Source organism: Bradyrhizobium sp. LA2.1, assembly GCF_040547725.1.
GTDB lineage: Bacteria > Pseudomonadota > Alphaproteobacteria > Rhizobiales > Xanthobacteraceae > Bradyrhizobium > Bradyrhizobium barranii.
Genome location: NZ_JBEPQI010000013.1, coordinates 77,981 through 101,747, shown reverse-complemented (window position 1 = coordinate 101,747; position 23,767 = coordinate 77,981). Strand labels below are relative to the sequence as shown.

Sequence of the window (23,767 nt, the reverse complement as noted above, 5' to 3'; positions counted from 1 at the left end):
CCTTCTGCATGGCTCTCGTACTGGTTACCGGTGGCAGCGGCTTCATCGGACATCATCTCGTAGAAGCGCTCCGCGCCCGTGGGCAGCGGGTACGCGTTCTCGATGTCCGTGCGCCGGCCGCGGCGAACGCGGACGTTGAACACATCCACGGCTCGGTGCTGGACGGTACCGCGGTGGACGCGGCGATCGCCGGTGTCGATCAGGTCTATCACCTCGCCGGCCTGCCCGGCATGTGGGTCGCCAACAAGCAGGACTTCCACGACGTCAATTGCCGCGGCACCGAAATCGTGCTTGCCGCGGCGATGAAGCGCGGCGTGTCGCGCTTCCTGCACTGCTCGACGGAATCGATCCTGTTCCCCTATTCCAACCTCAACGGCGTGGCCGCCGAAGAGGCGCTGCAGCCGGCCGATGCGATGCCCGGCGCCTATACGCGGTCGAAGTCGCTCGCCGAGCACCACGCCGCGAAGGCGGCGGCCGCGGGCTTTCCGCTCGTGATCGGCACGCCGACCATGCCGATCGGCGCCGCCGACCACAACCTGACGCCGCCGACCGCAATGCTGTGGTACTTCCTCCAGAAGAAGGTGCAGCCGCATCTCAACTTCCTGGTCAATCTCGTCGATGTCCGCGACGTCGCGATGGGCCTTGTGCTGACCATGGAGCGCGGCCGCATCGGCCAGCGCTACATCCTCGGCGGCGACTGCGTCCCGCTCGGCAACATCCTGCGGATGATGTCGGCGATGAGCGGCCGCCGGCAGTTCCCGGTCGTCGTGCCCGGCAAGATCGCCGAGCTCTCCGCGATCATGCTCGAATCCATCTCCGATCGCATCACGCGCCGGCCGCCCAACGGCACCGCCGAGGGCGTGCGCATCGCGCTTGCCGCGAGCGACCTCTCGATCGGCAAGGCGCGCACCGAGCTCGGCTACGCGCCGCGCCCGATCGAACCGGTCTTGCGCGAAACCATCACCCATCTGCTCGCCCGCAACGGCCAGCGGCCCTCCGGCGCCATCGAGCATCACGCGCTTTCCTCGCGCGCGAGCTAAGGCCTCCGCCCAAACGCAAAGAACCTTCATGTCCTTCGATTTCAGCAAGCTTCTCTCCGTGGCCTGGGGTGGCTGGACCACGACCTGGCCGACCGAACTCCTGGCCTTGATCTGGCTCGCCTTTCTCGCCAGCTGGGTCGGCGCCTCGTTCTGGCAGGGCCGCACCCAGAAGCAGGTCATGACGCTGGAGTCGCAGCGCTATCGCCTGCCGATCCTGGTCGGCGGAATCCTGTACACGCCGTGGGTTGCACAGGTCCTGGGCTGGAAGCCGCTCTGGGTGCTCGGCAACACCGGCATCTACATCGCCGCGGTCCTCTCGGCCGCCGGCATCGCCTTCGCCTGGTGGGGCCGGCTGCATCTCGGAAAATTCTGGTCCAACACCATCACCCACAAGGAAGACCACCGCGTTATCGACACTGGCCCCTACGGCATCGTGCGTCACCCGATCTACACGGGACTGATTGCAGGCATGCTCGTCACCGGCATCGCGATCGGCCTCGTAACGACGATCCTCGGCGCCATCCTGATCTCGCTCGGCATGTGGCAGAAGGGCCGGATGGAAGAGGTGTTTCTGTCCAAGGAGCTCGGCGAAGACGCCTACGGCGCCTATTGCCGTCGCGTGCCGATGATCATTCCGTTCCTGTCGCCGCGGTGAAGCGTCCTGAAGGCGCGGTCGCTGCGTTCCGCTTTCTCTGCACGACGTTACTGCTAGTGTCGGACTTGCGCTCGATCCAAGCTTTACCATCAGTCGCTTGCTTGTCAGCCAAGCAAGCGACGATACGAAATATCTCGCAGGACGAGAGCGGGTCTGCGAGGGCATGCGGCCTAGCCCTAGCCGGGGTGCCAGAGGAGTGATGTCCGTAAACTGACAACGCTACGGAGAAGCCTATTATGCAGTTGTCAAAGGTCGCCGCGTTGGCGCTCATCGCTAGCTGTCCAAGCCTACCGTCTGTATCTCGGGCGGCGGCCGTTTCTGAATGCTCAATCTCAGGCACACTAGCGGATTGGGGCGAGAACTCGACGGCCGACATTGACCTCACGTCCGGAGGAAGTTGCCAATTTCCAATCAAGATACGCGGCACGGTGAGTGGCTCGGACATCTCTCAAAAGCCGTCACACGGCAAGCTGAAAAGGGTCAACCTGTCTACGTTCGAATACAAGGCGAAGGCCAAATATAAGGGTAGCGATACCTTTGCCATCAAAGCGACGGGTCAGGGACCGACAGCTTCTGGCACGTCGGCAATCACTGTGCACGCGACGATCAAATAGCGTTCCTCGCTCGATTGCATGGTGAACGCGGAAGCAACAGCCGCCCGATGTCTCGCGCCAATGGCACCACAATGAAAAGGGACCATCGGAGTAACCGATGGTCCCAAAAGCCTCAAAGGCTCTTCGCTGGCAAAGGCCTTGCCGTGTCTTGCCAAGTTGGGCTGCGAGCAGACTTGGCGGGCTGCTTGCAGGGTTGATGCTCGCTCTACGCTGGCCTTCTGGACCCTGGCCTCTTTGACGCTGGCCTTATGGACGCTGGTCCCGTCGGACACTGGTTGCCATTGGCTCTGGTCACGTCGGCGCTCGTCGCTCTCGGCGCTGGATGGTGCGAGAAACCGACTCGATCAACCAATGCCAATTGAACTGCCGACCCGACGAATAGTCTAGGTGTTGTTGTCTGTTCCTCTCGAAGAAATTTGGGTTAGCGAGGCTGCCAATTCCCGCATCGTTGGATGTCATTTCTAACGACGACCGGCAGCCCGCCGACCGAATTGCGAATGGCGCACGTCCTCGCGCTGGACCCGTCAGCGCGAGTTTTGCTTTTTCGGGGATCGCACCCTTCTGGCGGGTTTTGTCACTGCGATGTCAGCCACAGCAGGGTTTGCGACTGACGCCTCGAGAATTTCGTATTGAGCATGCATCCAATGGACTTCCGCCTTTCCGTCGGGTTGCCCATCGGCGACCCAGAGGTGGTAGGCGCGCTCGCGAATTGCCTCTTCCAGATTTGGCATGGGATTTTCCTTGCGAATGATCCGCCCAGCCCAGTCAAAAGACTTGCTCCAGTAGGGTTAATGAAATCTTAACGGGGCAGCGAAAGCCATGAGTCGTGCGGGTGCGGCCCAAGGGCGGTCGGCGCTCATTGCGAGAAATCTCGGCGGCCTTCGCGGACGCCGGTCGCAACGAACGATAATCCGCATGCGGCGACCGGCATCAAACTCATGCTTACCGAGGGTCGACGAGGCCGTACACGGGCCGCCCCTTTTGGGGGCTCGGGGCCCGATTGACACCGGCACAGCGAAACTAGTCAGTCGATTGGCGCGAGCCGTTCGTTCCACCGCGCCGCAAGGTTTTTGATCTGCTCGAAATGCAGGATCGCCGGTTCACCCTCGCGGACGATTGTCGTCCGCTTGCGCTCCTTGGGTGGCAACGTCATCGCGCGCGATACTGCCGCGCGCAGTTTCATCGAGCCATGATCTGTCAGGGTGACGAGTTCTTCCGGGTCAAGGGCCATGGGTCCACGCCTACGCTACCGGCTGGCCCGCAAGCCAGCACACGCGCCCCGAATGCCCAATTCTCCAGATAGCCCAACATGGTTAATAGTTCGTTATCGTTTGGCTCTGTCATTTGGATTGGCGCGCGGGTCACGCGGCGTCTTGTCCCGCAAGTAAAATGAGCCTCTCAGGCTGCACCAGCCCCTATTTGGATCGAACCCAATCCCAGCCGATTTCAAATGCTAAAGGAGGTGGCTACCGCCAGGCTTGCAGCAGGGGTAGTTCGCCCGTGCCGCGCCGGTCCGCGCGGTAGCCCCCAGTGAGCCATTGCAGTCGCAATTGATCAGGCTACCGCTGCCAACCTGCCATCGGCATGCGGATTTGCGCAAAGCAGACGCTTGCGAATGGCCTCTTCAACGAGCGCGAGCGCTTCCTTGGCTTGTCGCGCTTCGGCTTCCGCAACTTCGGCGCGAAGCTCTACGGCCGTCAACTTATCCTTCTGAGCTTCAATGCAGCACTGGGCTTGCTCCAGCGCTCGGCAAGCATCTTGCAGCTTAGTTTGGGTGGCTACGGTGAGTTCACGCTGTGCCCGCTCGGCGGCCTCCGCTCGCCCTTCGGCCAGCCGCAATCTTTCTATGGCGCTCGTGCAAAGTGATTGGGCACGGGCTTCGGTCTCGCGGGCGTGCTTCTCCATATCGCGGAAGACATCGGCCGCTTGATATACCAGATCGAGAGCTGTTGCTCCCTTGTCTGGTGCCAGCGGTGAGGGAAAGCTCAAGATGCCCTCATCCCCTCCAACTGGCGCTCTGGAACCACGCTGCGCCATGCAGTTCAAGCTCGTCGCGAACACACCTACACGGGCAGTATCATGAATAGCTATGGTTAACGGATGGTTAAACAGTTGCATGCCTGGAGATGTCGTAACGGCGCGCGGCGGGCAATGGCACCGAAAATCAGTCAGTTCTTTGGGCGTGCCTAGCGTAGCAGCAGAGGCTCGCGCCGGCGGCTGGACCGGCACATCGGCCGCTGACTTTCCTCTCCATGCAAATTTGGTCGGCTGCCATTCCTCGGGAATAGGCGCTGATCGAGTTCCGTAACGGTTGACCTTTTTGCCGCTACCCAGTTGGATGCGCGCGCAAAAAGGCACGACGACATCCCATCGTGGATCTGGAGAGGTCGACGATAAGGTCTGAGCCCGCGCGGGGCTTTGGGCGATCCGTCGTTGGACTGTGCCGTACGTTCAACAGGGGATTTCCATGACCTTTTCCAGCATCTTCGCGCAGTTCGTCGCGCTGATCGGCGGTGCCGCGCTGCAATGGCGGCGGCTGTCGGGCACCGCGCCCGCGCCGGCCTGGGGCCAGGCGCCGGCGATTCCCGAAGCGAAGCCGCAGGGGGCGCTGCCGACCTTGAAGATGCCGACGGCCAGGGGCTGGAGCGAGGGCCAGAAGCCGACGGTCGCCCCCGGGCTCAAGGTCAATGCATTCGCGGCCGGGCTCGACCATCCGCGCTGGATCGAGGTGCTGCCGAATGGCGACGTGCTGATCGCGGAGGCGACGCAGATTGCGGGCGCGCCGAGGTCGGTGTTTCACTATGCGATGCAGGCGACGATGCGGCGCGCCGCAGCGCTCGGCGTCAGCGCCAACCGCATCACGCTGCTGCGCGACAAGGACGGCGACGGCGTCGCCGAAGTGCGCGGCGCCTTCATGGAGAACCTCAGCCAGCCGTTCGGCATGGCGCTGGTCGGCAACACATTCTATGTCGGCAACACCGACGGCGTGATGGCCTTCCCCTATGTCGCCAATGCCGATCGCATCACCGCGCCGGGCAAGCGGCTCACGACGTTCAAGCCGAGCGGCCACTGGACACGCAGCCTGCTCGCAAGCCCCGACGGCAAGAAGCTCTATGCCGGTGTCGGCTCACTCAGCAACATCGCCGAGATGGGCATGGAGGTCGAGGAGGGCCGCGCCGCGGTCTATGAGCTCGATCTCGCCGCCGGCACGCATCGCATTTTTGGTGCGGGACTGCGCAACCCGGTTGGACTCGCGTGGGAGCCCAATACGAACGTGCTCTGGACCGTCGTCAACGAGCGCGACGGTCTCGGCGACGAGACGCCGCCGGATTATCTCACCTCGGTGCGCGACGGCGGCTTCTACGGCTGGCCCTATTGCTACTGGGGCAAGACGGTGGACGACCGCGTGCCGCAGGATCCGGCGATGGTCGCCAAGGCGCTTCAACCGGACTACGCGCTCGGCGGCCACACCGCTTCGCTCGGCCTGTGCTGGATGCCCGCAGGGACCCTGCCCGGCTTCCCCGACGGCATGGTGATCGGCCAGCACGGCTCGTGGAATCGCAGCACTCTCTCGGGCTACAAACTGGTGTTCATCCCGTTCGAGAACGGCAAGCCCTCCGGCCCCGGTCGCGACATCCTGTCGGGCTTCCTGTCACCGGACGAGAAGGAATCCTACGGCCGTCCGGTCGGCGTCGTGATCGGACCCGACAAGAAGTCGCTGCTGATGGCAGACGACGTCGGCAACGTGATCTGGCGCGTGACGGGCGCGTAAGAATTACGTCCCGACACACAACGTAGCGCGCTGCTTGCGCAGCAGCGCGATCACGGACAGCGCGGTGATGATCCCAGTCTTGGGATTCTCCGACGGGATGTTCTCGATGGACATCGAGAAGCGTGCGGAATCGGCCTCGACCTCGATGCGGTGAACGTTGCGCGTCACGGCCGGGTCGGCCCAGATCTGCACGGAGGTGCGGTCCGGCCCGACACCCGCGAGCGACAGCGCGACCGCGACGTTGAGATTGGCTGGAAAGCCCTTTGCGGCCTCGCGCGCGGTGCCCTCGAACAGCTTGAGCGGCTCGCGCAGATTGTCGATATCGATGTTGTTTTCGACGATGAAGGGCGCGCCCTTCAGACCGTCGATCGGCTTGCGCGTCACCATCTTCACCGAGTTGATGGTGCCGATTGCGGCGGCGTTGACGGCGTCGAGCCCGATCAGCGCGCCGGTCGGCACGATGATCCGGCCGCCATTGGCGCGGGCAAGATCGACGAGATCGAAATTGTCGAGCAGCCCGCCGACGCTGACGACGACCGCGGCCCTGCCGCGCTTCACCGCGGGCTCGACGATCGCGCGCAACTGGCTGCTCGGCGCGCATTCGACCACGATATCCGCGGCGTCACCGAGCTGATCGATCGGCAGCACGGATGGCGCACGACGCAGGCCGCCCAGAAACGCCTGATGCTTGGCGGGATCACGCACGGCGACAGCGGACAGCGTCAGCCCCTCGATGCCCTGATCGAGTGCGGTCGCGATCTTGGTGCCGATCGAGCCCAGGCCTGCGATGGCAACCCGCAATTCGTTCGAAGCTTTCTGTCCAGTCATCGCATCCCACCTTCTCGCCAGGCCCATGTCATAGCCGCTCACGCCTCCCGCGCATAGCTGCGCAGGCGCGCCTCCAGCACCGCCAGCATGGCATCGCGGGCCGGGTCGCGCGAACCACGCAGCCACGCGGCGGCAAGCGGCAGCCGGCCGATGGGGCCGCTCTGCTTCGGCCGCAGCGGCACGAAGCGCACGCCCGTCACCGCCATCCGCGTGGTCCAGCGCGGCACGATCGCAACGCCGAGCTTCGTTGCCACCAGATGGATGATGGTCTGCTTCTCGTCGGCGACCTGCACGATGCGCGGCGTCAGCCCGGCCTGCTCGAACAGTTTGATAGTGAGGTCGTGGCTGTGCGGCCGCGAGCGGCGGTCCGGCACCAGCATCGCCTCGTCAGCGATCTGCGCCAGCGTGATCGACTTGCGCTCGGCGAGCGCATGCCGCTGCGGAAACGCCACGATCGCGGTCTCCTGGAGCAGATCGCGGAATTCGAGCCGCTTGTCCGCACTGTCGGGCGGGCGGACGAAGGCGAGATCCAGCGCGCCGGTCAAAATCTTCGGCAGCAGCCGGACGGTCTTGTCTTCGAGCAGCTGCACCGCGATCTCAGGATGCTTGTCGCGGAAATCGCGCAAGAGCGGCGGCAGCAATCCCGCCGCCGCGCTGTCGATGGCGCCGACCCGCAGCCGCCGCGCGGCGCCGGCACGCGAGCGGTTGCGCAGATTACTCTCGACCGCCTCGACCTTGGCGAGGATGGCGCGGGCATCGCGCAGCAGCGTCGTGCCGTCTTCCGTCAGCGACACCGCGCGCGTGGTCCGCGCGAACAGCCGCGTTCCCAGATCTTCTTCCAACAGCCTGATCTGCCGGCCGAGCGCGGAGGGCAGCATCTGGAGCTGCTGCGCCGCATGGCCGAAATGCAGCTGCTCGGCCGCCGCCACGAAGCATCGCAACTGATGCAATTCCATCCAAGGTCCTCTCGTCTCGCCAGGCGATGATTATATCATTTTTTTGTATAAACCAGCGCCAATTGAGTATGCCTCCTTCCCCCGCCTAGGCTCGTTGCAGGCGTGGACCTCAGGGTCCGCCGATACAACAACAAGCCGGAACTCGAGGAGGCCAGGGTGGCGAGCGAGATTCAGACGCGCGTGCTGCGCAAGATCACTTGGCGCATCGTTCCCTTCATCATGCTGCTGTACTTCGTGGCCTTCATCGACCGCGTCAATATCGGCTTTGCCTCGCTGACGATGAACAAGGACATCGGCCTGTCGCCCACCGTCTACGGCTTCGGCGCCGGCATCTTCTTCTGGGGCTATTTCCTGTTCGAGGTGCCCTCCAACATCATCCTGCACAAGGTCGGCGCGCGGATCTGGATCGCGCGGGTGATGATCACCTGGGGCCTCGTGTCGGCCGCGATGGCGTTCGTGCAGGGCCCGACCAGCTTCTATGTGCTGCGCTTCCTGCTCGGCGTCGCCGAAGCCGGCTTCTTCCCCGGCATCATCCTCTATCTCTCCTACTGGTTCCCGGCGCGCCAGCGCGCCGCGGTGACCGCGCTGTTCATGGCGGCCGCGCCACTCTCGACCGTGCTGGGCTCGCCGATATCAGGCGCGCTGCTGGAGATGGACGGTCATCTCGGCTTCAAGGGCTGGCAATGGCTGTTCGTGCTCGAAGCGGTGCCGGCCGTGCTGCTCGGCTTCGTCGTGCTGGGCTTCCTGACCGATCGCCCCGAGAAGGCGAAATGGCTTGCCGACGATGAGCGGCGCTGGCTGGTCGAGACCATGAACGTGGAGACCACCAGCAGAGCCGCGACCGCGAGCCACAGCATCTGGCGCGGGCTTGCGGACCCGCGGGTGCTGGCGCTGTCGCTGATCTATTTCGGCACCTCGGCAGGCCTCTACACGCTCGGCGTCTGGGCGCCGCAGATCATCAAGCAGTTCGGCCTGTCCACGCTCCAGGTCGGCTTCCTCAATGCGCTGCCGGCAACCGCCGCCGTCGTCGCCATGGTGCTGTGGGCGCGGCATTCGGACCGCACCGGCGAGCGCACCTGGCACGTCGTGCTCGCCTGCCTGCTCGCGGCCGTGGGGCTCGCCTTTGCCGGGCTTGCAACCGGCGTGGTCACCGTGCTGGTCGCGCTGGCGCTGGTGAACATCGGCATCTCCTCGGCCAAGCCGCCGCTGTGGAGCATGCCGACGCTGTTCCTGTCCGGCCCCGCGGCCGCAGCAGGGATCGCCACCATCAACTCGATCGGCAATCTCGGCGGCTTCGTCGGACCCGCCATGATCGGCTGGATCAAGGAGCAGACCGGCAGTTTTGTCGGCGGACTCTATTTCGTCAGCGGCCTGCTCGTTCTCTCCGCGGTCCTGACCCTGCTATTGTCGCGCGCGCAGACCGCGCCCGTCGAACCCGTCCCGCAATCCCACTGACATCTCAAACGGAGCATCTTCATGCGCACCCATTCGATCGCAGCAATTCCCGCCGACGGCATCGGCCCCGAGGTCATCTCGGCCGGAATCCGCGTGCTGGAGGCTCTGGCAAAACGCAGCGGCGACCTCGCCTTCAACGTCAAGACGTTCGACTGGGGCTCGGACTATTACAAGAAGCACGGCGTGATGATGCCGGCCGAGGGCCTTGCCGAGCTGAAGAAATTCGACGCGATCTATTTCGGCGCGGTCGGCGCGCCTGACGTGCCCGACCACATCACGCTGTGGGGCCTGCGCCTACCGATCTGCCAGGGCTTTGACCAATACGCCAATGTGCGGCCGACCAAGATCCTGCCCGGCGTCGCTTCGCCGTTGCGCAATGTCGGCGTCGGCGATCTCGACTGGGTGATCGTGCGCGAGAACTCGGAAGGCGAATATGCCGGCATGGGCGGCCGTGCCCACAAGGGCCTGCCGGAGGAGGTCGGCACCGAGGTCGCGGTGTTCACCCGCGTCGGCGTCACCCGCATCATGCGCTACGCCTTCCAGCTCGCGCAGTCGCGGCCGCGCAAATTCCTGACCGTCGTGACCAAGTCGAACGCGCAGCGCCACGGCATGGTGATGTGGGACGAGATCGCAGCCGAAGTCGCGTCCGAATTCCCCGATGTGACCTGGGACAAGATGCTGGTCGACGCCATGACGGTGCGCATGACGCTGCATCCGAAGAGCCTCGACACGATCGTTGCGACCAACCTCCACGCCGACATCCTCTCCGATCTTGCCGGCGCACTCGCCGGCAGCCTCGGGGTGGCGCCTACCGGCAACATCGACCCGCAGCGCCGCTTCCCCTCGATGTTCGAGCCGATCCACGGCTCGGCGTTCGACATCACCGGCAAGGGCATCGCCAACCCGGTCGCGACCTTCTGGACCGGTGCCCAGATGCTCGAGCATCTCGGCGAGAAGGACGCGGCAATACGGCTGATGTCGGCGGTCGAACGCGTCTGCGCGGCCGGCGTGCTGACGCCCGATGTCGGCGGCAAGGCGACGACGAAGGACGTCACGGACGCCGTGATCGACGCGATCCACGGGACGAACGTGTAATCGCTACCCGACGTCATGGCCGGGCTTGTCCCGGCCATGACGAGTTGTGGATCAACTACTTCCGCCCTTGCGGCGGAGGCGCCGGCGCCGCCATGGCGGCCACAGGCTCGGGCGGCGTCAGATGGCGCGGGACGATGATGGACTGGCCGGGGGTGAGGGTCGCGTTCTCCGCCAGCGAATTGCTCTGCGCCAGCGTCCACAGCGGCACGCGGCGGGCGGCGGCGATGCTCTCCATGGTGTCGCCCGCGCGCACCGGCACCCGCACGCCAGAGTCCCACAATTCCACCGGCGTGTTCGGCGGCACGAGATAGCGCAACGGTACCGCATCGGCCTGGCTCTGCGCGGGGATGCGTGGCAGCTGCGTCACCATCTCGATGATCTGGCGATGGATGTCGTCCGACTTCTCGATGTTGATGTGCGAGACGCGGCTGTTCTCCTTGAGGTCGTAGCTCGCGTAATGGCCCCGATAGCCGGGCACGGCCACGACGTCGCCGCCGCCGAGCACGCTGTCGGAGAGGAAGATGTTGATGAAGCGCTCGACATTGAGCGGCACGTCGCCGGTCGCATGCGCGGAATCGATGGCGATGACGAGGCTGATCCGGATGTTCTCCTTGGCCGCCATCTCGGAGATCACGACCGAGCACAGCCCGCCCATGGAGTGGCCGATCAGCACGATCGGCGCCGGGCTCTCCTTGTAGCTGGAGATGACACGATCGCCGATCCATCGGCAGATGGTGAATTCATAGACGTCGGCCGAGAAGCCGGCCTTCGTCAGCTTTTCGCTGAGCCGGTCCATGCCGGTCGAGAAGATCGGCCCCATGGCGCCGCGGAACAGGTAGATCTTTGGCGGCGGCAGCGGCTCGACCGGCGGAGCGGGAGGCGGCGGCGCAGCGGTCGCGACCGCGGGGCGCTTCGGCTTCGCAGGTGAGGCAGCGGCCATGCCGGTGCCTAGGGCGAGCAGCGCAACCGCTGCCAGCACGACTAGCCGCCTCAAATCGATCATCCGTCGAGCAGTCCCACCATGGGAGGCAAAGGCCTCCTCCGCGGGCTTAGTGACCACCGATTGGGTGGATTTTGGGGCACGGAACCGGGCCCGTGACGCCCGTCGGTCGAGGTTCTCATTCTGCCCCCTTGCATCCCCCGGCATCAATTGAACGGAACCCATGGCTGGCCTTCGCAGGTATCGAGGATCACCGAGCTCTGGACTCCCTTGTAGGCGTCATCGTCGAAAAAGACCGAATAGGCCGGGTGTCTGTCAGACGGACCAGCGCCCTGCCTCAGGCAGACGAAATACGACCCCGGCCCGTGGTCGGTAGGGCGGACGGCGGATGTCTCGAGTCCCCCGGTCAGCTTGACTTCGGCGGCTGCCTTCCTGACGCCCTCCTGCACCGCCTTGGCACCAGGCGGACGCGGAGGATGATAGACAGGAGGCAAATTCCCGCTCGACGCGCATCCCGCCAGCAGCAGCGTCAAGATGGCGGACAAGGCCGCCAGAGATCTGCGGCGGCCGAAGACGGACCTTCGCTGGCCGCACGCCAACTCATATCGTGAATGCATCGCTTGTCCCCGGTGCCGCGCTCGCTGCGCGCCTCATCCCTGGGTCAGGACGAGATAGAGGCAGCCGGCGACCGTGGGCAGGAACGCGACCAGGGCCGTCATCCAGAAGCCGGGCTCGAGCATCGAGTCCTGGTCATCCCTCTCGTCGACTGCATGCCGATCTGCGTTGGTCCGGCTCCACGCCTCATCGGCCGTGAACAGGGGAACGCTGCTCGCGCGCGCATCGTCACGCGCTGCGCTTTGGCGCAAAGCGCGTTGGGAAGGGCGAGTTATTCCGGATGTCAGCATGTCATCAACTCTGATCGGCTACCAATATGTCGAGCTCGGATGTTGCGGGGCGCGCGGCCGCATCACTGTGTCAGCGCCTGCTCTGAATTCGCTCCGGGCACAGGCGGCGGGGCCGGATTGTTGGCCGGGCTCTCCTTGGCGCCGGAATCGGTCCAGGCCGGCGGCAGGCCGAGCCCCTGCCCCGCGATGCCGGTGATGCCGGGAAACCGTCCGAACGCTTCGCATGCGACGTATTTGGGCGCACCGCCGAGCCGCACGGGAATGCTGTCCATCGGCGGCAGCGCGGGGATGCCGCCGAACGGCGACTCTCCGGTCGTAACCAGTTTTGCGAAGTCCGTGCCGAAATCGGCGGCGAGATCGTAGGCATCGCCCTCATTGGCGACCCGCGGAGAGTTGGTAATCGAGTTGGCGCCGCGCGCCCAGACCATGGCCGCCTTCTGAAATCCTGCAAAATCGCGCGCTTCCGCCTCGACCGACAGGCTGCCGAGCCCGACCGGAAGCCTCGGCACCGGTACCGGCACGCCGGGAAGCGCAACGGTCTTGGCAATCGACAGGGCTTTCGATGCGCCGGAGGCGGTCGGGCTGGTCGGCGCGGCATGCGTCACCGTCGCCTGCACCGTGAGATCGGCATCGTCATCGGATGAGACGATACGGAAGCGCTCGCTCAAGCGGAGACACAGCTCGCGGCTTATGGCGTTCGCAACCAGGCGACGTTCCTTTTCGTTCAAGACGACATCCGTGCGCGCGGGAAAGACGGTTGATGCGATCCGGATCGTCTTCGCCGCCAGCACATCCTGCTTGTTCACGCGGATTTTCGATCGCGTCACCAGCCCGTTCGCTTCCGACATCCGGTCGTAGCTCCTGAGCGAGCCGGCCTGTTCGAGCGGCGCGGTCGCACACCCTCCGAGCGCAAGCGCGGCACCCATCAGGGCCGTCCGTGGAAAGCGCATGGTCCCATTCCCGCATCGGCAGCTTATTAGAGAGATCGCTCTAATAATCACTTCTCACGCCTCGCAACATCCGTCAACATAAATAGATGGAACTCTCTAATTTTGATTTTCTCGTGGCGGACCGTCGTGCTAAACGGGGCGAGCGTGAATGGAGATGTCCGGTTTGAGGAAAGTCGACCCCGTCAAGCATGAGCAGAAGCGCGGGGAAATCCTCGGCGCGGCGATCCGCTGCTTCATCAGGGACGGCTTCCGCGGCGCCAGCACGACAGATATCTGCACCGAAGCCGGCATCAGTCCGGGCCACCTCTATCACTACTTCGCGAGCAAGGAGGCGATCATCGAGGCGATGATCGACCTCGGTCTCGCGCGGTCGGCCGAGCGGTTTGAAAAGATTCTCGCGGCCGCCGACGTGATCGAGGCACTGCTCGTCGATATCGAGGAAACCAGCCTGCGGTTTCGTCCCGCCCAGATCCTCAATCTGGATGGTCTCGCGGAGGCCGCCCGCAATCCTGAATTCGCTGCGATCATCGAACGCCACACCGCGGCGGTCCGCCGCATGTGGAGCGACTTCCTGCGCCGGGCGCAGCAGCAGGGACGGGTGGATCCAGGGTTAGATCCGGAAGCAACGGCGAACATCCTGATCGCCCTCGTCGACGGATCCCGCGCCATGCCGATCCGCAATCCCAAGCTGGATATCAAGCAGAGCGTAGAGCATCTGAGAACGATGCTCGTCCGCTTCCTGAATCCGCCCGACGCGCGGAGCGTTGCGATCAAGCCCCGCATTCAGAAGACCGGTCGTCCCCTGAAGCTGGTCAGGAAGCGATAGAGCCCGCCCCTAGAGCGGCAGGAGCCGGTTCAGCAATTCCAGCAGCGTGCGCTGCTCGGCCGCGCTGAGCGGGGCCAGCATCTTTTCGTTATAGGGCTCCGTCAGCCTTGCCCCCTCGGCAATGAGCTTTGCGCCCTTCGGCGTCAGCATCAGCTCGACGGCGCGGCGGTCCGCCTTCGAGCGGTTGCGCTTGATGAAGCCGGACGATTCGAGCTCGTTCAGGATCTTGATCAGGTTCGGCAAGCGCAGCCGAAGCAGGCTGGCGAGGCTGCTCGGCGGCACGCCGGCATTGTCACGAATGACGGCGAAGATCGCATAGGTCGCCGGCGTCAGGCCCAACGCGGCGAACTCCTCGTAAAAGCCTTCGAAAAACTTCAATTGCGCGAGGCGCAGCATGAAGCCGGGCGTCCGCCGGAGCGCGCGCAGGTCCAGCGATTTCTCCGGCTGCTGATCGGATTTCAACCCGGGTCTTACGGTTTTCGAGCTCATGATCCTCAATCCGCGGCGGCCACAGCCGAATTGACACTCTCAAAAATAGCTATAAAATATAACTATTATTTAGCGGCACCAAGACCGCATATGGGAGGGACACAATGAACAGCAAATTCCTGCACAAATTGTGCATTTTGGCCTCGATGCTGGTTGCCGCGCCGGGCTTTGCCCAGGATGCCGTGAAGATCGGCATCCTGAACGACCAATCCGGTCCGTTCGCGAGCTATCAGGGCATCGGCTCGGTCGTCGCCGCAAAAATGGCGGTCGAGGATTATGGCGGCAAGGCCGCCGGCAAGCCCGTCGAGGTCGTCGCGGCGGATCACCAGAACAAGACGGACATCGGGATCGGCATCGCCAGGCGCTGGTACGAGAATGACGGCGTGGACGCGATCTTCGACATCCCCAACTCCTCGATCGCGCTCGCTGTCGCCGGCATGAGCGCCGAGAAGAACAAGGTCTTCGTCGGATCGGGGGCCGGCACGGTGCTGCTCACCGGCGAAAAATGCACGCCCAACACCGTGCACTGGACCTACGACACCTATGCCTACGGGCGTGGCCTCGGCAAGGCGATCGTGCAGCAGGGCGGCAAGAAGTGGTTCTTCATCACCGCCGACTACGCGTTCGGCCACGATCTGGAGAAGCAGGCCGCGGAGGCCGTGAAAGCGTCCGGCGGCGAGGTGCTCGGCAGCGTGCGGCATCCGCTGGGAACGGCCGACTACGCCTCCTTCCTGCTCCAGGCCCAGGCTTCGGGCGCGAACGTCGTCGGCTTCGCCAATGCCGGCGACGATACCATCACCTCGATGAAGCAGGCCGCCGAGTTCGGGCTGACCAAGGACCACAAGCTGGTCGGATTGATCCTGGGGATGAACGGCCTTCCCTCACTCGGACTGAAGTTTGCGCAGGGCGCGCAGATCATGAACCCGTTCTACTGGGATCTGAACGACGGCACGCGGGCTTTCGCCAAACGCTTCGCCGAGCGCATTCCCTCGAAGGCCTATCCCAACGACATGCAGGCCGGCGTCTATGCCTCGGTCACTCACTACCTCAAGGCGGTCGACAAGGTCGGCGGCGCCAAGGACGGCAAGGCCGTCGTCGCCGCGATGAAGGAGATGCCGACGGACGATCCGCTGTTCGGCAAGGGCTACATCCGCAAGGACGGACGCAAGATCCACCCGCTCTATTTGCTCCAGGTCAAGGCGCCCGAGGAGTCGAATTCGGCCTGGGACCTGCTGAAGGTCGTCGCCACGATCAAGGGCGAGGACGCATTCCGCGCGGAGAGCGAAGGCAAGTGTCCGCTGACCACGCAATAACGGCCGGGAGCTGACCATGAGCGGCATTGCATCCAGTCCGATCGACCCGTTCGCGCCCGACTTCCTGATGGACCCCTATCCCGCCTATGAAGCGCTGCGCGCGCTCGGGCCTGCGTTCGCGCTGGAGCGGTATGGCGTGTGGGCCATGGCAGGCTATGCCGAAGTCGAGGCGGCGCTGAAAGACTGGAAGACCTTCATCAGCGGCGAGGGTGTCGGCCTCAACGGGATGAATCCTGCGCTGCCAAAGCCGCTGACGCTTCAGATCGACCCGCCCGATCACGACAAGGGCCGGCGGGTTCTCGGCCGCACGCTGTCTCCGGGCGTCGCAAGGAAGCTGCGCGAAACGTTTCAGCTAGAAGCGGAGAGGAAGGTCTCGGAGCTGATCGACAGAGGCACGTTCGATGCCGTAACCGATCTTGCGGAGGCCTATCCCATGAAAGTGTTTCCGGATGCGATCGGCATCCGGCCGGATGGCCGCGAGAGGCTGCTGGCCTGGAGCACCTTCGTGTTCGACAGCTTTGGCCCGGAGAACGAGATGCTGGCCACATCGCGCAAGGCGGGCCTCGCCGCTCAGAGCTGGATCATGGAATGCTGCGCCCGGGACGCGTTGCAGCCCGACGGACTCGGCATGATGATCTACCAGGCGGCCGACGACGGCGAGATCACCGAGCACGAAGCAACGCACCTGGTGCGGCCGTTCCTCACCGCCGGGATCGACACCACTGTCAATGGCATCGGGAACACCCTGCTGGCACTCGCCACGCACCCGGATGAACATCGCAAGCTGCACCACAAGCCGGAGCTGGCGCGCAACGCTTTCGAGGAAGGCCTGCGCTACGACTCACCGGTGCAGACGTTCTTTCGCACCACCTCGCGCGACGTCGAGATCGGCGGCGGCGTGATCCCCGCGCACCGCAAGGTGCTGCTGTTCATGGCCTCCGCCAACCGCGATCCCGCGCGCTGGGACAACGCGGACCGCTTCGATGTCGAACGAAGTGCGACCGGACATGTCGGCTTCGGCGCCGGCATTCACGCCTGCGTCGGCCAGATGATCGCGCGTCTGGAAGGCGAATTGATCTTCGGCGAGCTTGCAAGGCGCGTGAAGACCATCGAGCTCACGGCGGAGCCGAAACGCAGGCTCAACAATTCCCTGCGCGGGCTGGAGAGCATGCCGGTCCGCGTGACCGCCGCTTAGGCGGCATCACGCGGTGCTGCGGGCGCGACGCGCCCTCAGTTCCTGGCCGGAGCCGTCGCCGCCGCCGAGCGCGCCTGCCGCGGGGCCCTGGGTGCGCCGGGTTCGGCGACCGGACCTGCCGGGGCGCGCGAGCGCATGATGGCGGCGTCGATCTCGCCGATGACGCGGCGCTGGATCGCCTCGCTCTTGTCGATCGAGATGTGGCCAACGCCGGTGCCGCGGACGTCGACATTGTCGAGCTTGCCGCGGAGACCAGCCGCAGCGCGCACAGGCTCGCCGGGACCGTCGCCGATATAGATGTTGATGTAGCGTTCGGCGCCGGTCGACAGCCTGGTCTTGAATACGGAATCGAGGCCGATCGCGAGCTTCACGGGCACGCCGAGCTGGTTGAGCTTGGCGATCATGTCCGGCAGCGCGGTCGCGCCGGAGGAATGGCCGACCAGGACAATGGTCTTGACGCGACCGGCCCGGTAGTCGGCCGCGGCCTCATCGGCGAGCGAGGACCAGGACACGAAGTTCGCGACGGTCACCTGGACGCCCTGCGCCTGGAGGCGGGAGCCGATCGTGTCGAGCCCGAGCGAGAAGATGTTGAGCACGCCGCGGAGGAGGTAGACATGCGTGGTCGCGGCAGCGGACTGGCTCGGCGCCGCCCTGGCTGTGGTCGGGCTGATGGCAACAGCTGACAGCAGGAGCAGGCAGATCGCCCACACACGGAGGGCGGGCAACTGGCTGGCGCCGGCGGTGTGACGGCCGTTCGGTCTCATCTCGATGTTTTCCCTGGGGACGATACGCTTTGCGACTGGCCGGAATCGTAGCCACGGCCTGCTCGCAGACGCAACAAAGAGGCGCGTGAGCGGCAATCTTAGCCACAAGCCGTGACCATCCCGCAACACTTGCCCGGAACCTGCCACCGAAGGGGCTGTTTTGAGACCATTTTTCTCCGGCCAATTGCGGCCGGGCAAGTGCATTCCTATTTCAGGGCTCCGCTGACCTCCTCCCCGGACGGTTCCAGCCTCCCCCTCCCAGTCTTTACCTTTCAGCCCTGCGGCCATCATGTCCTCCATCATTTCCGTCGCCAATTTGTCGAAGACCTACGGGTCCGGCTTCAAGGCGCTCAAGAACGTCAATCTCGACATCAAGCGCGGCGAGATTTTCGCGCTGCTCGGCCCCAACGGCGCCGGCAAGACGACGCTGATCTCGATCATCTGCGGCATCGCCAACCCAAGCGAAGGCACGGTCCTCGTCGGCGGCGAGAACATCCAGACCTCGTACCGCAAGGCCCGCTCGCTGATCGGCCTCGTGCCCCAGGAATTGCACACCGACGCCTTCGAGAGCGTGTGGGCGACGGTGAGCTTCTCCCGCGGCCTGTTCGGCAAGCCGAAGAACCCTGCGCACATCGAGAAGGTCCTCAAGGACCTCTCGCTCTGGGACAAGAAGGACAACAAGATCATCACGCTCTCCGGCGGCATGAAGCGCCGCGTGATGATCGCGAAAGCGCTGTCGCACGAGCCGCAGATCCTGTTCCTGGACGAGCCGACCGCCGGCGTCGACGTCGAGCTGCGCAAGGGCATGTGGGAGGTGGTGCGCACCCTGCAGCAATCCGGCGTCACCATCATCCTGACCACACACTACATCGAGGAAGCCGAGGAGATGGCCGACCGCATCGGCGTCATCAACAAGGGCGAGATCGTGCTGGTCGAGGATAAGGCGACGTTGATGGAGAAGCTCGGCAAGAAGCGGTTGACGCTGCATCTGCAGGGCAAGGTCACGACGCTGCCGGACAGCCTCAGCCATTACGAGCTCGACGTCTGCGACGGCGGCGCGACGCTCGTCTACGACTACGACACCAAGGGCGAGCGCACCGGCATCACCAGCCTGCTCAGCGACCTCCGCAACGCCGGCATCCGCTTCAACGATCTCGACACGACGCAATCGTCGCTCGAGGACATCTTCGTCGACCTCGTGAGGACGTCATGAACCATCGCGCCATCCGCGCCATCTATCTGTTCGAAATGGCGCGCACCTGGCGTACGCTGCTGCAAAGCATCGTCTCGCCTGTCGTCTCGACCTCGCTCTATTTCGTGGTGTTCGGCGCCGCGATCGGCTCGCGCATCAGCCAGGTCGAAGGCGTCAGCTACGGCACCTTCATCGTGCCGGGCCTGATCATGCTCTCGGTGCTGACGCAGAGCATCGCCAACGCTTCCTTCGGCATCTACTTTCCGAAATTCACCGGCACGATCTACGAAATCCTGTCGGCGCCAATTTCCTATGGCGAGATCGTGCTCGGCTATGTCGGCGCCGCCGCGACCAAGTCGATCATTCTCGGCCTGATCATTCTCGCCACCGCCGGCCTGTTCGTGCCGCTGCACATCCATCATCCGGTCTGGATGCTGACCTTCCTGGTGCTGACGGCGGTGACGTTCAGCCTGTTCGGCTTCATCATCGGCATCTGGGCCGACGGCTTCGAAAAACTCCAGATGATCCCGATGCTGGTGGTGACGCCGCTGACCTTCCTCGGCGGCAGCTTCTATTCCATCGACATGCTGCCGGCAGGCTGGCGCACGGTGGCGCTGCTGAACCCGGTCGTCTATCTGATCTCGGGCTTCCGCTGGAGCTTCTACGAGATTGCGGATGTCAGCGTGTCCGTCAGCATCTGCATGACGACGGCGTTCCTGGTGATCTGCCTCGCCGTGATCTGGTGGATTTTCCGCACGGGCTACCGGCTGAAGAATTGACCGCAGATCCGTAGCCCGGATGGAGCGCAGCGAAATCCGGGACGAGCGTCACCTCACGCACCAGCGGCCCCGGATTGCGCTTCGCTCCATCCGGGCTACGGCACTACCTCACCTGTAGCAGTGGAAGCGATGGTAACCGTCATAGTAGCCGCGGCAGCGGTAATGGCGGTGATGCGGAATGCCGAACACGCCCTCCACCGCACCCACGGCCCCTCCAACACCGGCGCCCACCGCGCCGCCAACCACGCCACCGACGGGGCCGGCGATCCGGTTGCCTTCATAGGAGCCTTCCTGGGCGCCGCGCACGATGCCCTGGGCGTGGCCGGGTTGCGGCAGCGACAACAGCGCGAGCAGGATGGCGGCGGCTGCGAACAGCAGGCGGACGGGCAAACCGGCCGGCAATTGCGCGGCGGCGATACGGGCTTTGTTCATCTTCGGTCCCAAGGGAATTAAAGGGGAAAGGGCAGCGGAAGCCGCCCGTCGAGGGCAGCCACGATCAACGCCTGAAGCGGCCGAATGGTTGCGCCTTTGTGACGAATTGTCGGCGTTGTGACTGCTCGGCACGCTCGCGAAAATGTCAGCGCCGCCGCCAGCCACGCGGCACAAAGCGGCCTTGCCTACGCCCGGCATCGCGTTAACGATGGACGGGCAGCCCGCTGGAACGAAAGCCGGATTGCAGGCATATTGCACGCCGGGGGACGGAGAGCCGCGGCGCCTAGCGTGAACAGGCCGGAGGCCAGAACTCAAATGCGTTTCCAGATGCGTTCTTTTTTCATCGCTTTTTCCTCATTGATGTTTTTGAGCGCGGGCGCCGCGCAAGCCAAGGTCGAGATCACCGTCGACAAGGACAATCAGCAGATGACCGTCGCCGTCGACGGCGTCGCGCGCTATCACTGGCCGGTGTCAACCGGCATCCCCTCGCGCGAAACGCCGGGCGGCGCCTTCCGCGCCTTCCGCATGGAAGAGGATCACTACTCCAAGGAATTCGACGACGCGCCGATGCCGCACGCGATCTTCTTCACCAAGGTCGGGCACGCCATCCACGGCACCGACTCGGTCGGCCGCCTCGGCTCGCCGGCGTCGCACGGCTGCGTGCGACTGTCGCGTCAGAATGCCTCGACGCTCTATGCGCTGGTGCAGCAGCAGGGCGTGCTCAACACCACAGTGACGCTGACCGGCTCGGCCCAGGTGGCTCTGGCCCGCAACCCGCGCGGCCGCAACCCCACAGCAGTCGCCCGCGCGCCGCAGCCGGCCGAAGAGCAGTACGCCACTTCAGGCGATCCCGTGAATCTCGCACCGCCGGCGCAGCCCGCCCGCCGCTACATGCCGCAGGACGACAATTACATCTATCCGGCCGACGGCAGCGACACCGGCACGCGCTATCCCGCGCCGCGCTCGGCCAGCCGCCCGCTCTATGACGCACAGGTCTATCAGCAGCAGCAGCCGCAGCAGTACTACAATCAAGGCTACGGCCAGCAGGGCTACTATCAGCCACAGCCCCGGCAATACTATCAGCCGCGCGGTTACTATCAGAACTGACGCTACCGGAACGCGGCGTTGCCGCGTTCGACGATCTTTCGCGCAGCATCGACGAAGGCGCGCGCGACCGGCTCGAGGATCTCGGGCCCGGTCGCGGCAAGATCATCCGACGGCGTATGAAACGTCCGATGGCGCCCGGCCATGCCGAGGAAATTGGCGTAGCCCGCCGCATGCACGTCGCGCAGCTCACCGACCGCCTGCTTCTCCGTCACCAGACGCTTGGCCTCGACTTTTGCAAAAGTCTCGTCGGTCAGCGCGACGGCGGATTTGCTCAGCACGAGATAACGCTCTTGCTCGGGCCGATCGGTGCGGGCGCCTTCCGCGAAGGCATAGCAGGCGTTCGACGAACCGAAATGAATCCACGCCAGCGTGTCCTTCGGTGCCGGCGCTCCGTGCTTCAAAAACAGCTCCATGCCGCCATGGCCGATCTCGTGGCCGGCGGTGGCGATGAAAACAAGATGCGCAGGCCATTTCTCGGCGGCGACGGTGCGCGCCAGCGCGAGAAAGTTGGCGATGCCGGGGCCGCGCTCGCAGACGCACGAGTACCAGCCGGTCATCGGCGTGGAGACGACGATGACCGACCCACGGCCGGCCCCGATCTCGGCGATGACGTTGCGGCCAACAACATCGCGCGCGTAATGGCCCTTGACGTCGAAGGTCACAGGCGCACCTGAGGCGAGCGCGCGCTCGAACACCGCTCGCGACGCCGCGCCGACCACGATCACCGGCACCGGCCAGGGCGCATCCTCCTGCGTGACGTTATAGGCGAAGCGGTCGTCGGCGGGATTGCCGATCATCAGCAGGATGGCCGCCGGCTTCCTTGCCGCGGCTTCCGCGATCGCTGCACGATGGCTCGGCCCCAGATAGGCGCCGCGATCGAACGGCAGATCGAGCAGAAGGATCCTGCCGGATACATCGCCATCGCGCGCGAGCGGCGCGGCGAGATGGAAGCTGGCCTTGTCCTCCGGCGGCCACCAGAATGGCGTCGCCTCGACAGAGATGCCGGCGGCTTCAGCGCTGGCCCGCTCGACGACATATTGCCGCCCGAGCACGACGGGCTGGAAGCTGATTTCGAAACCCGCCTGCTTCATCTCGCCGGCGATCCAGTCGGCCGTCGCGCGATCGCCCGCAGAGCCGAAGCGGTGCAGACCGAAGGATGCATAGCGTGCCACATCTTCATAGAGGCTCGCACCCGAAAGCACATCCTTGGCTAGCGCCTGTCCGACCATGAGAATCGCCATCGTTGCGATGAAGATAAGCCGCATATGAATGGCTCCCTTTTTTGAGAGCCAGTTTCCGCCTTCCCCGGCCGCCGTCAAGCACCTGTCGACCACGAAGCTGGACGAACCGGGCGAAGATTTCATAAGCTCCTCCTTTCACCTGGGCTGCGAACCTCGATGCCGTCACGTGCCGCGACAATCCTGATCGTGCTCTCGGTTCTCACTGCGGGACAAGCCATGGCCTTTGATCTCGAGGCGCATCGCGGCGGGCGCGCGCTGTTGCCGGAAAATACCCTGCCGGCCTTCGCCAACGCGCTGTCGATGGGCGTGGACACGCTGGAGCTCGACGTCGGCGTCACCGCGGATGGCGAGGTCGTCGTGTCGCATGAACGCGGGCTCAATCCCGACCTCGCGCGCGATGCAGGTGGCGCCTATGTCGCCGCGCCCGGCTCACCGTTCGTGAAGCTGCGGCTCGAAGAGGTCAGGGCCTATGACGTCGGCCAGATCCGCCCCGACAGTTCCTACGCGAAGCAATTCCCCGACCAGCGGGCCGTGCCGGGGACACGCGTTCCCACCCTGGGCGAGCTGTTCGCGCTGGTGCGCAAGGCCGGCAACACGCGCGTGCGTTTCAATATCGAGACCAAGATCGATCCAAACCATCCGGACGAGTCGCTCGATCCGCGAGGCTTTGTCGCAAAGCTGCTCGGGCTGATCGAGGCCGAGGGATTTTCCGATCGCGCGATGATCCAATCGTTCGACTGGCGGACCCTGCTGCTCGTCCAGCAACAGGCGCCCACGATTCCGACGGTCTACCTGACGCTCCAGCGCGGCTCGGGCCAGACGGTGGCGTTGGACAAGGCGACGAACTGGACGGCGGGTTTCAGCCCGGCCGATCACGGCGGCTCGCTGCCGCGGACGATCAAGGCTGCGGGCGGCGCGGTCTGGTCGCCCTATTTCGGCGATGTGACCGAGACGGTCGTCTCGGAGGCACACACGCTCGGACTGCGCATCGTGGTCTGGACCGTCAACAAGCGCGAGGACATGGCGCGCATGATCGAGCTCGGCGTCGACGGCATCATCTCGGACAGGCCGGACCTGCTGCGGCAAGTCGCGGGCGAGAAGGGAATTGCATTGCCGGCGGGAACGCCGGTCGAGCCGTAGAAGCCTTCCCCTTGTAGCCCGGATGGAGCGCAGCGAAATCCGGGAGCAGTGTCGCCGCGCGGAAGCGCCCCCGGATTGC

General features: G+C 64.7%; 25 protein-coding genes. 12 read left to right on the top strand and 13 right to left on the bottom strand.

Annotated elements, in window-relative coordinates; translation table 11 throughout:
• Positions 1–8: 8 nt before the first annotated feature.
• The gene (locus ABIB95_RS25010; protein WP_354242932.1) at positions 9–1,040 is read left to right on the top strand and encodes an NAD-dependent epimerase/dehydratase family protein; all 1,032 of its coding nucleotides are present in this window, start codon (positions 9–11) and stop codon (positions 1,038–1,040) included.
• Between the two features lie 28 nt (positions 1,041–1,068).
• A complete protein-coding gene (locus ABIB95_RS25005) occupies positions 1,069–1,695 on the top strand; it encodes a methyltransferase family protein (RefSeq protein ID WP_063981571.1) in 627 nt (208 codons plus the stop codon).
• Positions 1,696–2,833: 1,138 nt separating this feature from the next.
• Here the strand turns inward: ABIB95_RS25005 and ABIB95_RS25000 are convergent.
• The 3 genes from ABIB95_RS25000 to ABIB95_RS24990 all read right to left on the bottom strand — a co-directional run bounded on the left by ABIB95_RS25000 (position 2,834) and on the right by ABIB95_RS24990 (position 4,427).
• On the bottom strand, positions 2,834–3,040 hold the full coding sequence (locus ABIB95_RS25000; protein ID WP_071910441.1) for a DUF2934 domain-containing protein: 207 nt from the start codon (positions 3,038–3,040) through the stop codon (positions 2,834–2,836).
• 293 nt (positions 3,041–3,333) lie between these two features.
• Positions 3,334–3,540 (bottom strand): hypothetical protein, encoded by a 207-nt coding sequence (locus ABIB95_RS24995; protein ID WP_028147657.1) that lies wholly within the window; start codon positions 3,538–3,540, stop codon positions 3,334–3,336.
• Between the two features lie 323 nt (positions 3,541–3,863).
• Positions 3,864–4,427: a hypothetical protein gene (locus tag ABIB95_RS24990; protein WP_354242927.1), complete on the bottom strand. Its 564-nt coding sequence runs from the start codon at positions 4,425–4,427 to the stop codon at positions 3,864–3,866.
• A gap of 349 nt (positions 4,428–4,776) precedes the next feature.
• On the opposite strand from ABIB95_RS24990, the gene ABIB95_RS24985 reads away from it, so the two are divergent.
• Positions 4,777–6,081 (top strand): PQQ-dependent sugar dehydrogenase, encoded by a 1,305-nt coding sequence (locus tag ABIB95_RS24985; RefSeq protein WP_354242924.1) that lies wholly within the window; start codon positions 4,777–4,779, stop codon positions 6,079–6,081.
• A gap of 3 nt (positions 6,082–6,084) precedes the next feature.
• Here the strand turns inward: ABIB95_RS24985 and ABIB95_RS24980 are convergent, their stop codons facing one another.
• Both ABIB95_RS24980 and ABIB95_RS24975 read right to left on the bottom strand, forming a co-directional pair.
• The gene (locus ABIB95_RS24980) at positions 6,085–6,909 is read right to left on the bottom strand and encodes an aspartate dehydrogenase (protein WP_354242921.1); all 825 of its coding nucleotides are present in this window, start codon (positions 6,907–6,909) and stop codon (positions 6,085–6,087) included.
• 38 nt (positions 6,910–6,947) lie between these two features.
• Positions 6,948–7,865, bottom strand: coding sequence for a LysR family transcriptional regulator (locus tag ABIB95_RS24975; RefSeq protein WP_014492993.1), 918 nt, complete (start codon positions 7,863–7,865; stop codon positions 6,948–6,950).
• 156 nt (positions 7,866–8,021) lie between these two features.
• On the opposite strand from ABIB95_RS24975, the gene ABIB95_RS24970 reads away from it, so the two are divergent.
• Both ABIB95_RS24970 and ABIB95_RS24965 read left to right on the top strand, forming a co-directional pair.
• Entirely contained in the window at positions 8,022–9,320 is a 1,299-nt protein-coding gene (locus ABIB95_RS24970) for an MFS transporter (RefSeq protein ID WP_354242918.1), read from the top strand.
• Between the two features lie 21 nt (positions 9,321–9,341).
• Entirely contained in the window at positions 9,342–10,415 is a 1,074-nt protein-coding gene (locus ABIB95_RS24965; protein WP_354242915.1) for a tartrate dehydrogenase, read from the top strand.
• A 55-nt stretch (positions 10,416–10,470) separates the two neighbouring features.
• Here the strand turns inward: ABIB95_RS24965 and ABIB95_RS24960 are convergent, their stop codons facing one another.
• The 4 genes from ABIB95_RS24960 to ABIB95_RS24945 form a co-directional block, all read right to left on the bottom strand.
• Positions 10,471–11,418 (bottom strand): LysM peptidoglycan-binding domain-containing protein, encoded by a 948-nt coding sequence (locus tag ABIB95_RS24960; protein ID WP_166343694.1) that lies wholly within the window; start codon positions 11,416–11,418, stop codon positions 10,471–10,473.
• 143 nt (positions 11,419–11,561) lie between these two features.
• Complete coding sequence (locus ABIB95_RS24955) at positions 11,562–11,888, bottom strand: hypothetical protein (protein ID WP_354242911.1); 327 nt, start codon at positions 11,886–11,888, stop codon at positions 11,562–11,564.
• Positions 11,889–12,005: 117 nt separating this feature from the next.
• A complete protein-coding gene (locus ABIB95_RS24950; protein WP_166101841.1) occupies positions 12,006–12,260 on the bottom strand; it encodes a hypothetical protein in 255 nt (84 codons plus the stop codon).
• Positions 12,261–12,322: 62 nt separating this feature from the next.
• Positions 12,323–13,186, bottom strand: a complete 864-nt coding sequence (locus ABIB95_RS24945) for a DUF3313 domain-containing protein (protein ID WP_166101843.1) — start codon at positions 13,184–13,186, stop codon at positions 12,323–12,325.
• Between the two features lie 172 nt (positions 13,187–13,358).
• On the opposite strand from ABIB95_RS24945, the gene ABIB95_RS24940 reads away from it, so the two are divergent.
• Positions 13,359–14,036, top strand: coding sequence for a TetR/AcrR family transcriptional regulator (locus ABIB95_RS24940; RefSeq protein WP_502917868.1), 678 nt, complete (start codon positions 13,359–13,361; stop codon positions 14,034–14,036).
• A gap of 9 nt (positions 14,037–14,045) precedes the next feature.
• Here ABIB95_RS24940 and ABIB95_RS24935 read toward each other — a convergent pair whose 3' ends face one another.
• Positions 14,046–14,525 carry a MarR family winged helix-turn-helix transcriptional regulator gene (locus ABIB95_RS24935; protein ID WP_354242907.1) on the bottom strand — a complete coding sequence of 160 codons (480 nt, stop codon included), beginning with the start codon at positions 14,523–14,525 and terminating at the stop codon, positions 14,046–14,048.
• Positions 14,526–14,629: 104 nt separating this feature from the next.
• On the opposite strand from ABIB95_RS24935, the gene ABIB95_RS24930 reads away from it, so the two are divergent.
• The gene (locus ABIB95_RS24930) at positions 14,630–15,838 is read left to right on the top strand and encodes an ABC transporter substrate-binding protein (RefSeq protein ID WP_354242904.1); all 1,209 of its coding nucleotides are present in this window, start codon (positions 14,630–14,632) and stop codon (positions 15,836–15,838) included.
• A 16-nt stretch (positions 15,839–15,854) separates the two neighbouring features.
• Positions 15,855–17,033 (top strand): cytochrome P450, encoded by a 1,179-nt coding sequence (locus ABIB95_RS24925; protein WP_354242901.1) that lies wholly within the window; start codon positions 15,855–15,857, stop codon positions 17,031–17,033.
• A gap of 35 nt (positions 17,034–17,068) precedes the next feature.
• On the opposite strand, the gene ABIB95_RS24920 is transcribed toward ABIB95_RS24925, so the two are convergent.
• The gene (locus ABIB95_RS24920) at positions 17,069–17,797 is read right to left on the bottom strand and encodes a hypothetical protein (RefSeq protein ID WP_354242899.1); all 729 of its coding nucleotides are present in this window, start codon (positions 17,795–17,797) and stop codon (positions 17,069–17,071) included.
• A gap of 289 nt (positions 17,798–18,086) precedes the next feature.
• On the opposite strand from ABIB95_RS24920, the gene ABIB95_RS24915 reads away from it, so the two are divergent.
• Together ABIB95_RS24915 and ABIB95_RS24910 are read left to right on the top strand one after the other, a co-directional pair.
• The gene (locus tag ABIB95_RS24915; protein ID WP_028147643.1) at positions 18,087–19,010 is read left to right on the top strand and encodes an ABC transporter ATP-binding protein; all 924 of its coding nucleotides are present in this window, start codon (positions 18,087–18,089) and stop codon (positions 19,008–19,010) included.
• Positions 19,007–19,768 (top strand): ABC transporter permease, encoded by a 762-nt coding sequence (locus ABIB95_RS24910; protein ID WP_028147642.1) that lies wholly within the window; start codon positions 19,007–19,009, stop codon positions 19,766–19,768. Before ABIB95_RS24915 ends, ABIB95_RS24910 begins: the two co-directional genes overlap by 4 nt.
• A 108-nt stretch (positions 19,769–19,876) precedes the next feature.
• Here ABIB95_RS24910 and ABIB95_RS24905 read toward each other — a convergent pair whose 3' ends face one another.
• Positions 19,877–20,200: a hypothetical protein gene (locus tag ABIB95_RS24905; RefSeq protein WP_231143126.1), complete on the bottom strand. Its 324-nt coding sequence runs from the start codon at positions 20,198–20,200 to the stop codon at positions 19,877–19,879.
• A 327-nt stretch (positions 20,201–20,527) separates the two neighbouring features.
• Between ABIB95_RS24905 and ABIB95_RS24900 the strand changes: the two genes are divergently transcribed.
• Entirely contained in the window at positions 20,528–21,307 is a 780-nt protein-coding gene (locus ABIB95_RS24900) for a L,D-transpeptidase (RefSeq protein ID WP_071917207.1), read from the top strand.
• A 2-nt stretch (positions 21,308–21,309) separates the two neighbouring features.
• On the opposite strand, the gene ABIB95_RS24895 is transcribed toward ABIB95_RS24900, so the two are convergent.
• Positions 21,310–22,572, bottom strand: a complete 1,263-nt coding sequence (locus tag ABIB95_RS24895) for a hypothetical protein (RefSeq protein ID WP_354242896.1) — start codon at positions 22,570–22,572, stop codon at positions 21,310–21,312.
• Positions 22,573–22,704: 132 nt separating this feature from the next.
• On the opposite strand from ABIB95_RS24895, the gene ABIB95_RS24890 reads away from it, so the two are divergent.
• Positions 22,705–23,688, top strand: coding sequence for a glycerophosphodiester phosphodiesterase (locus ABIB95_RS24890; RefSeq protein ID WP_354242893.1), 984 nt, complete (start codon positions 22,705–22,707; stop codon positions 23,686–23,688).
• Positions 23,689–23,767 lie beyond the last annotated feature (79 nt).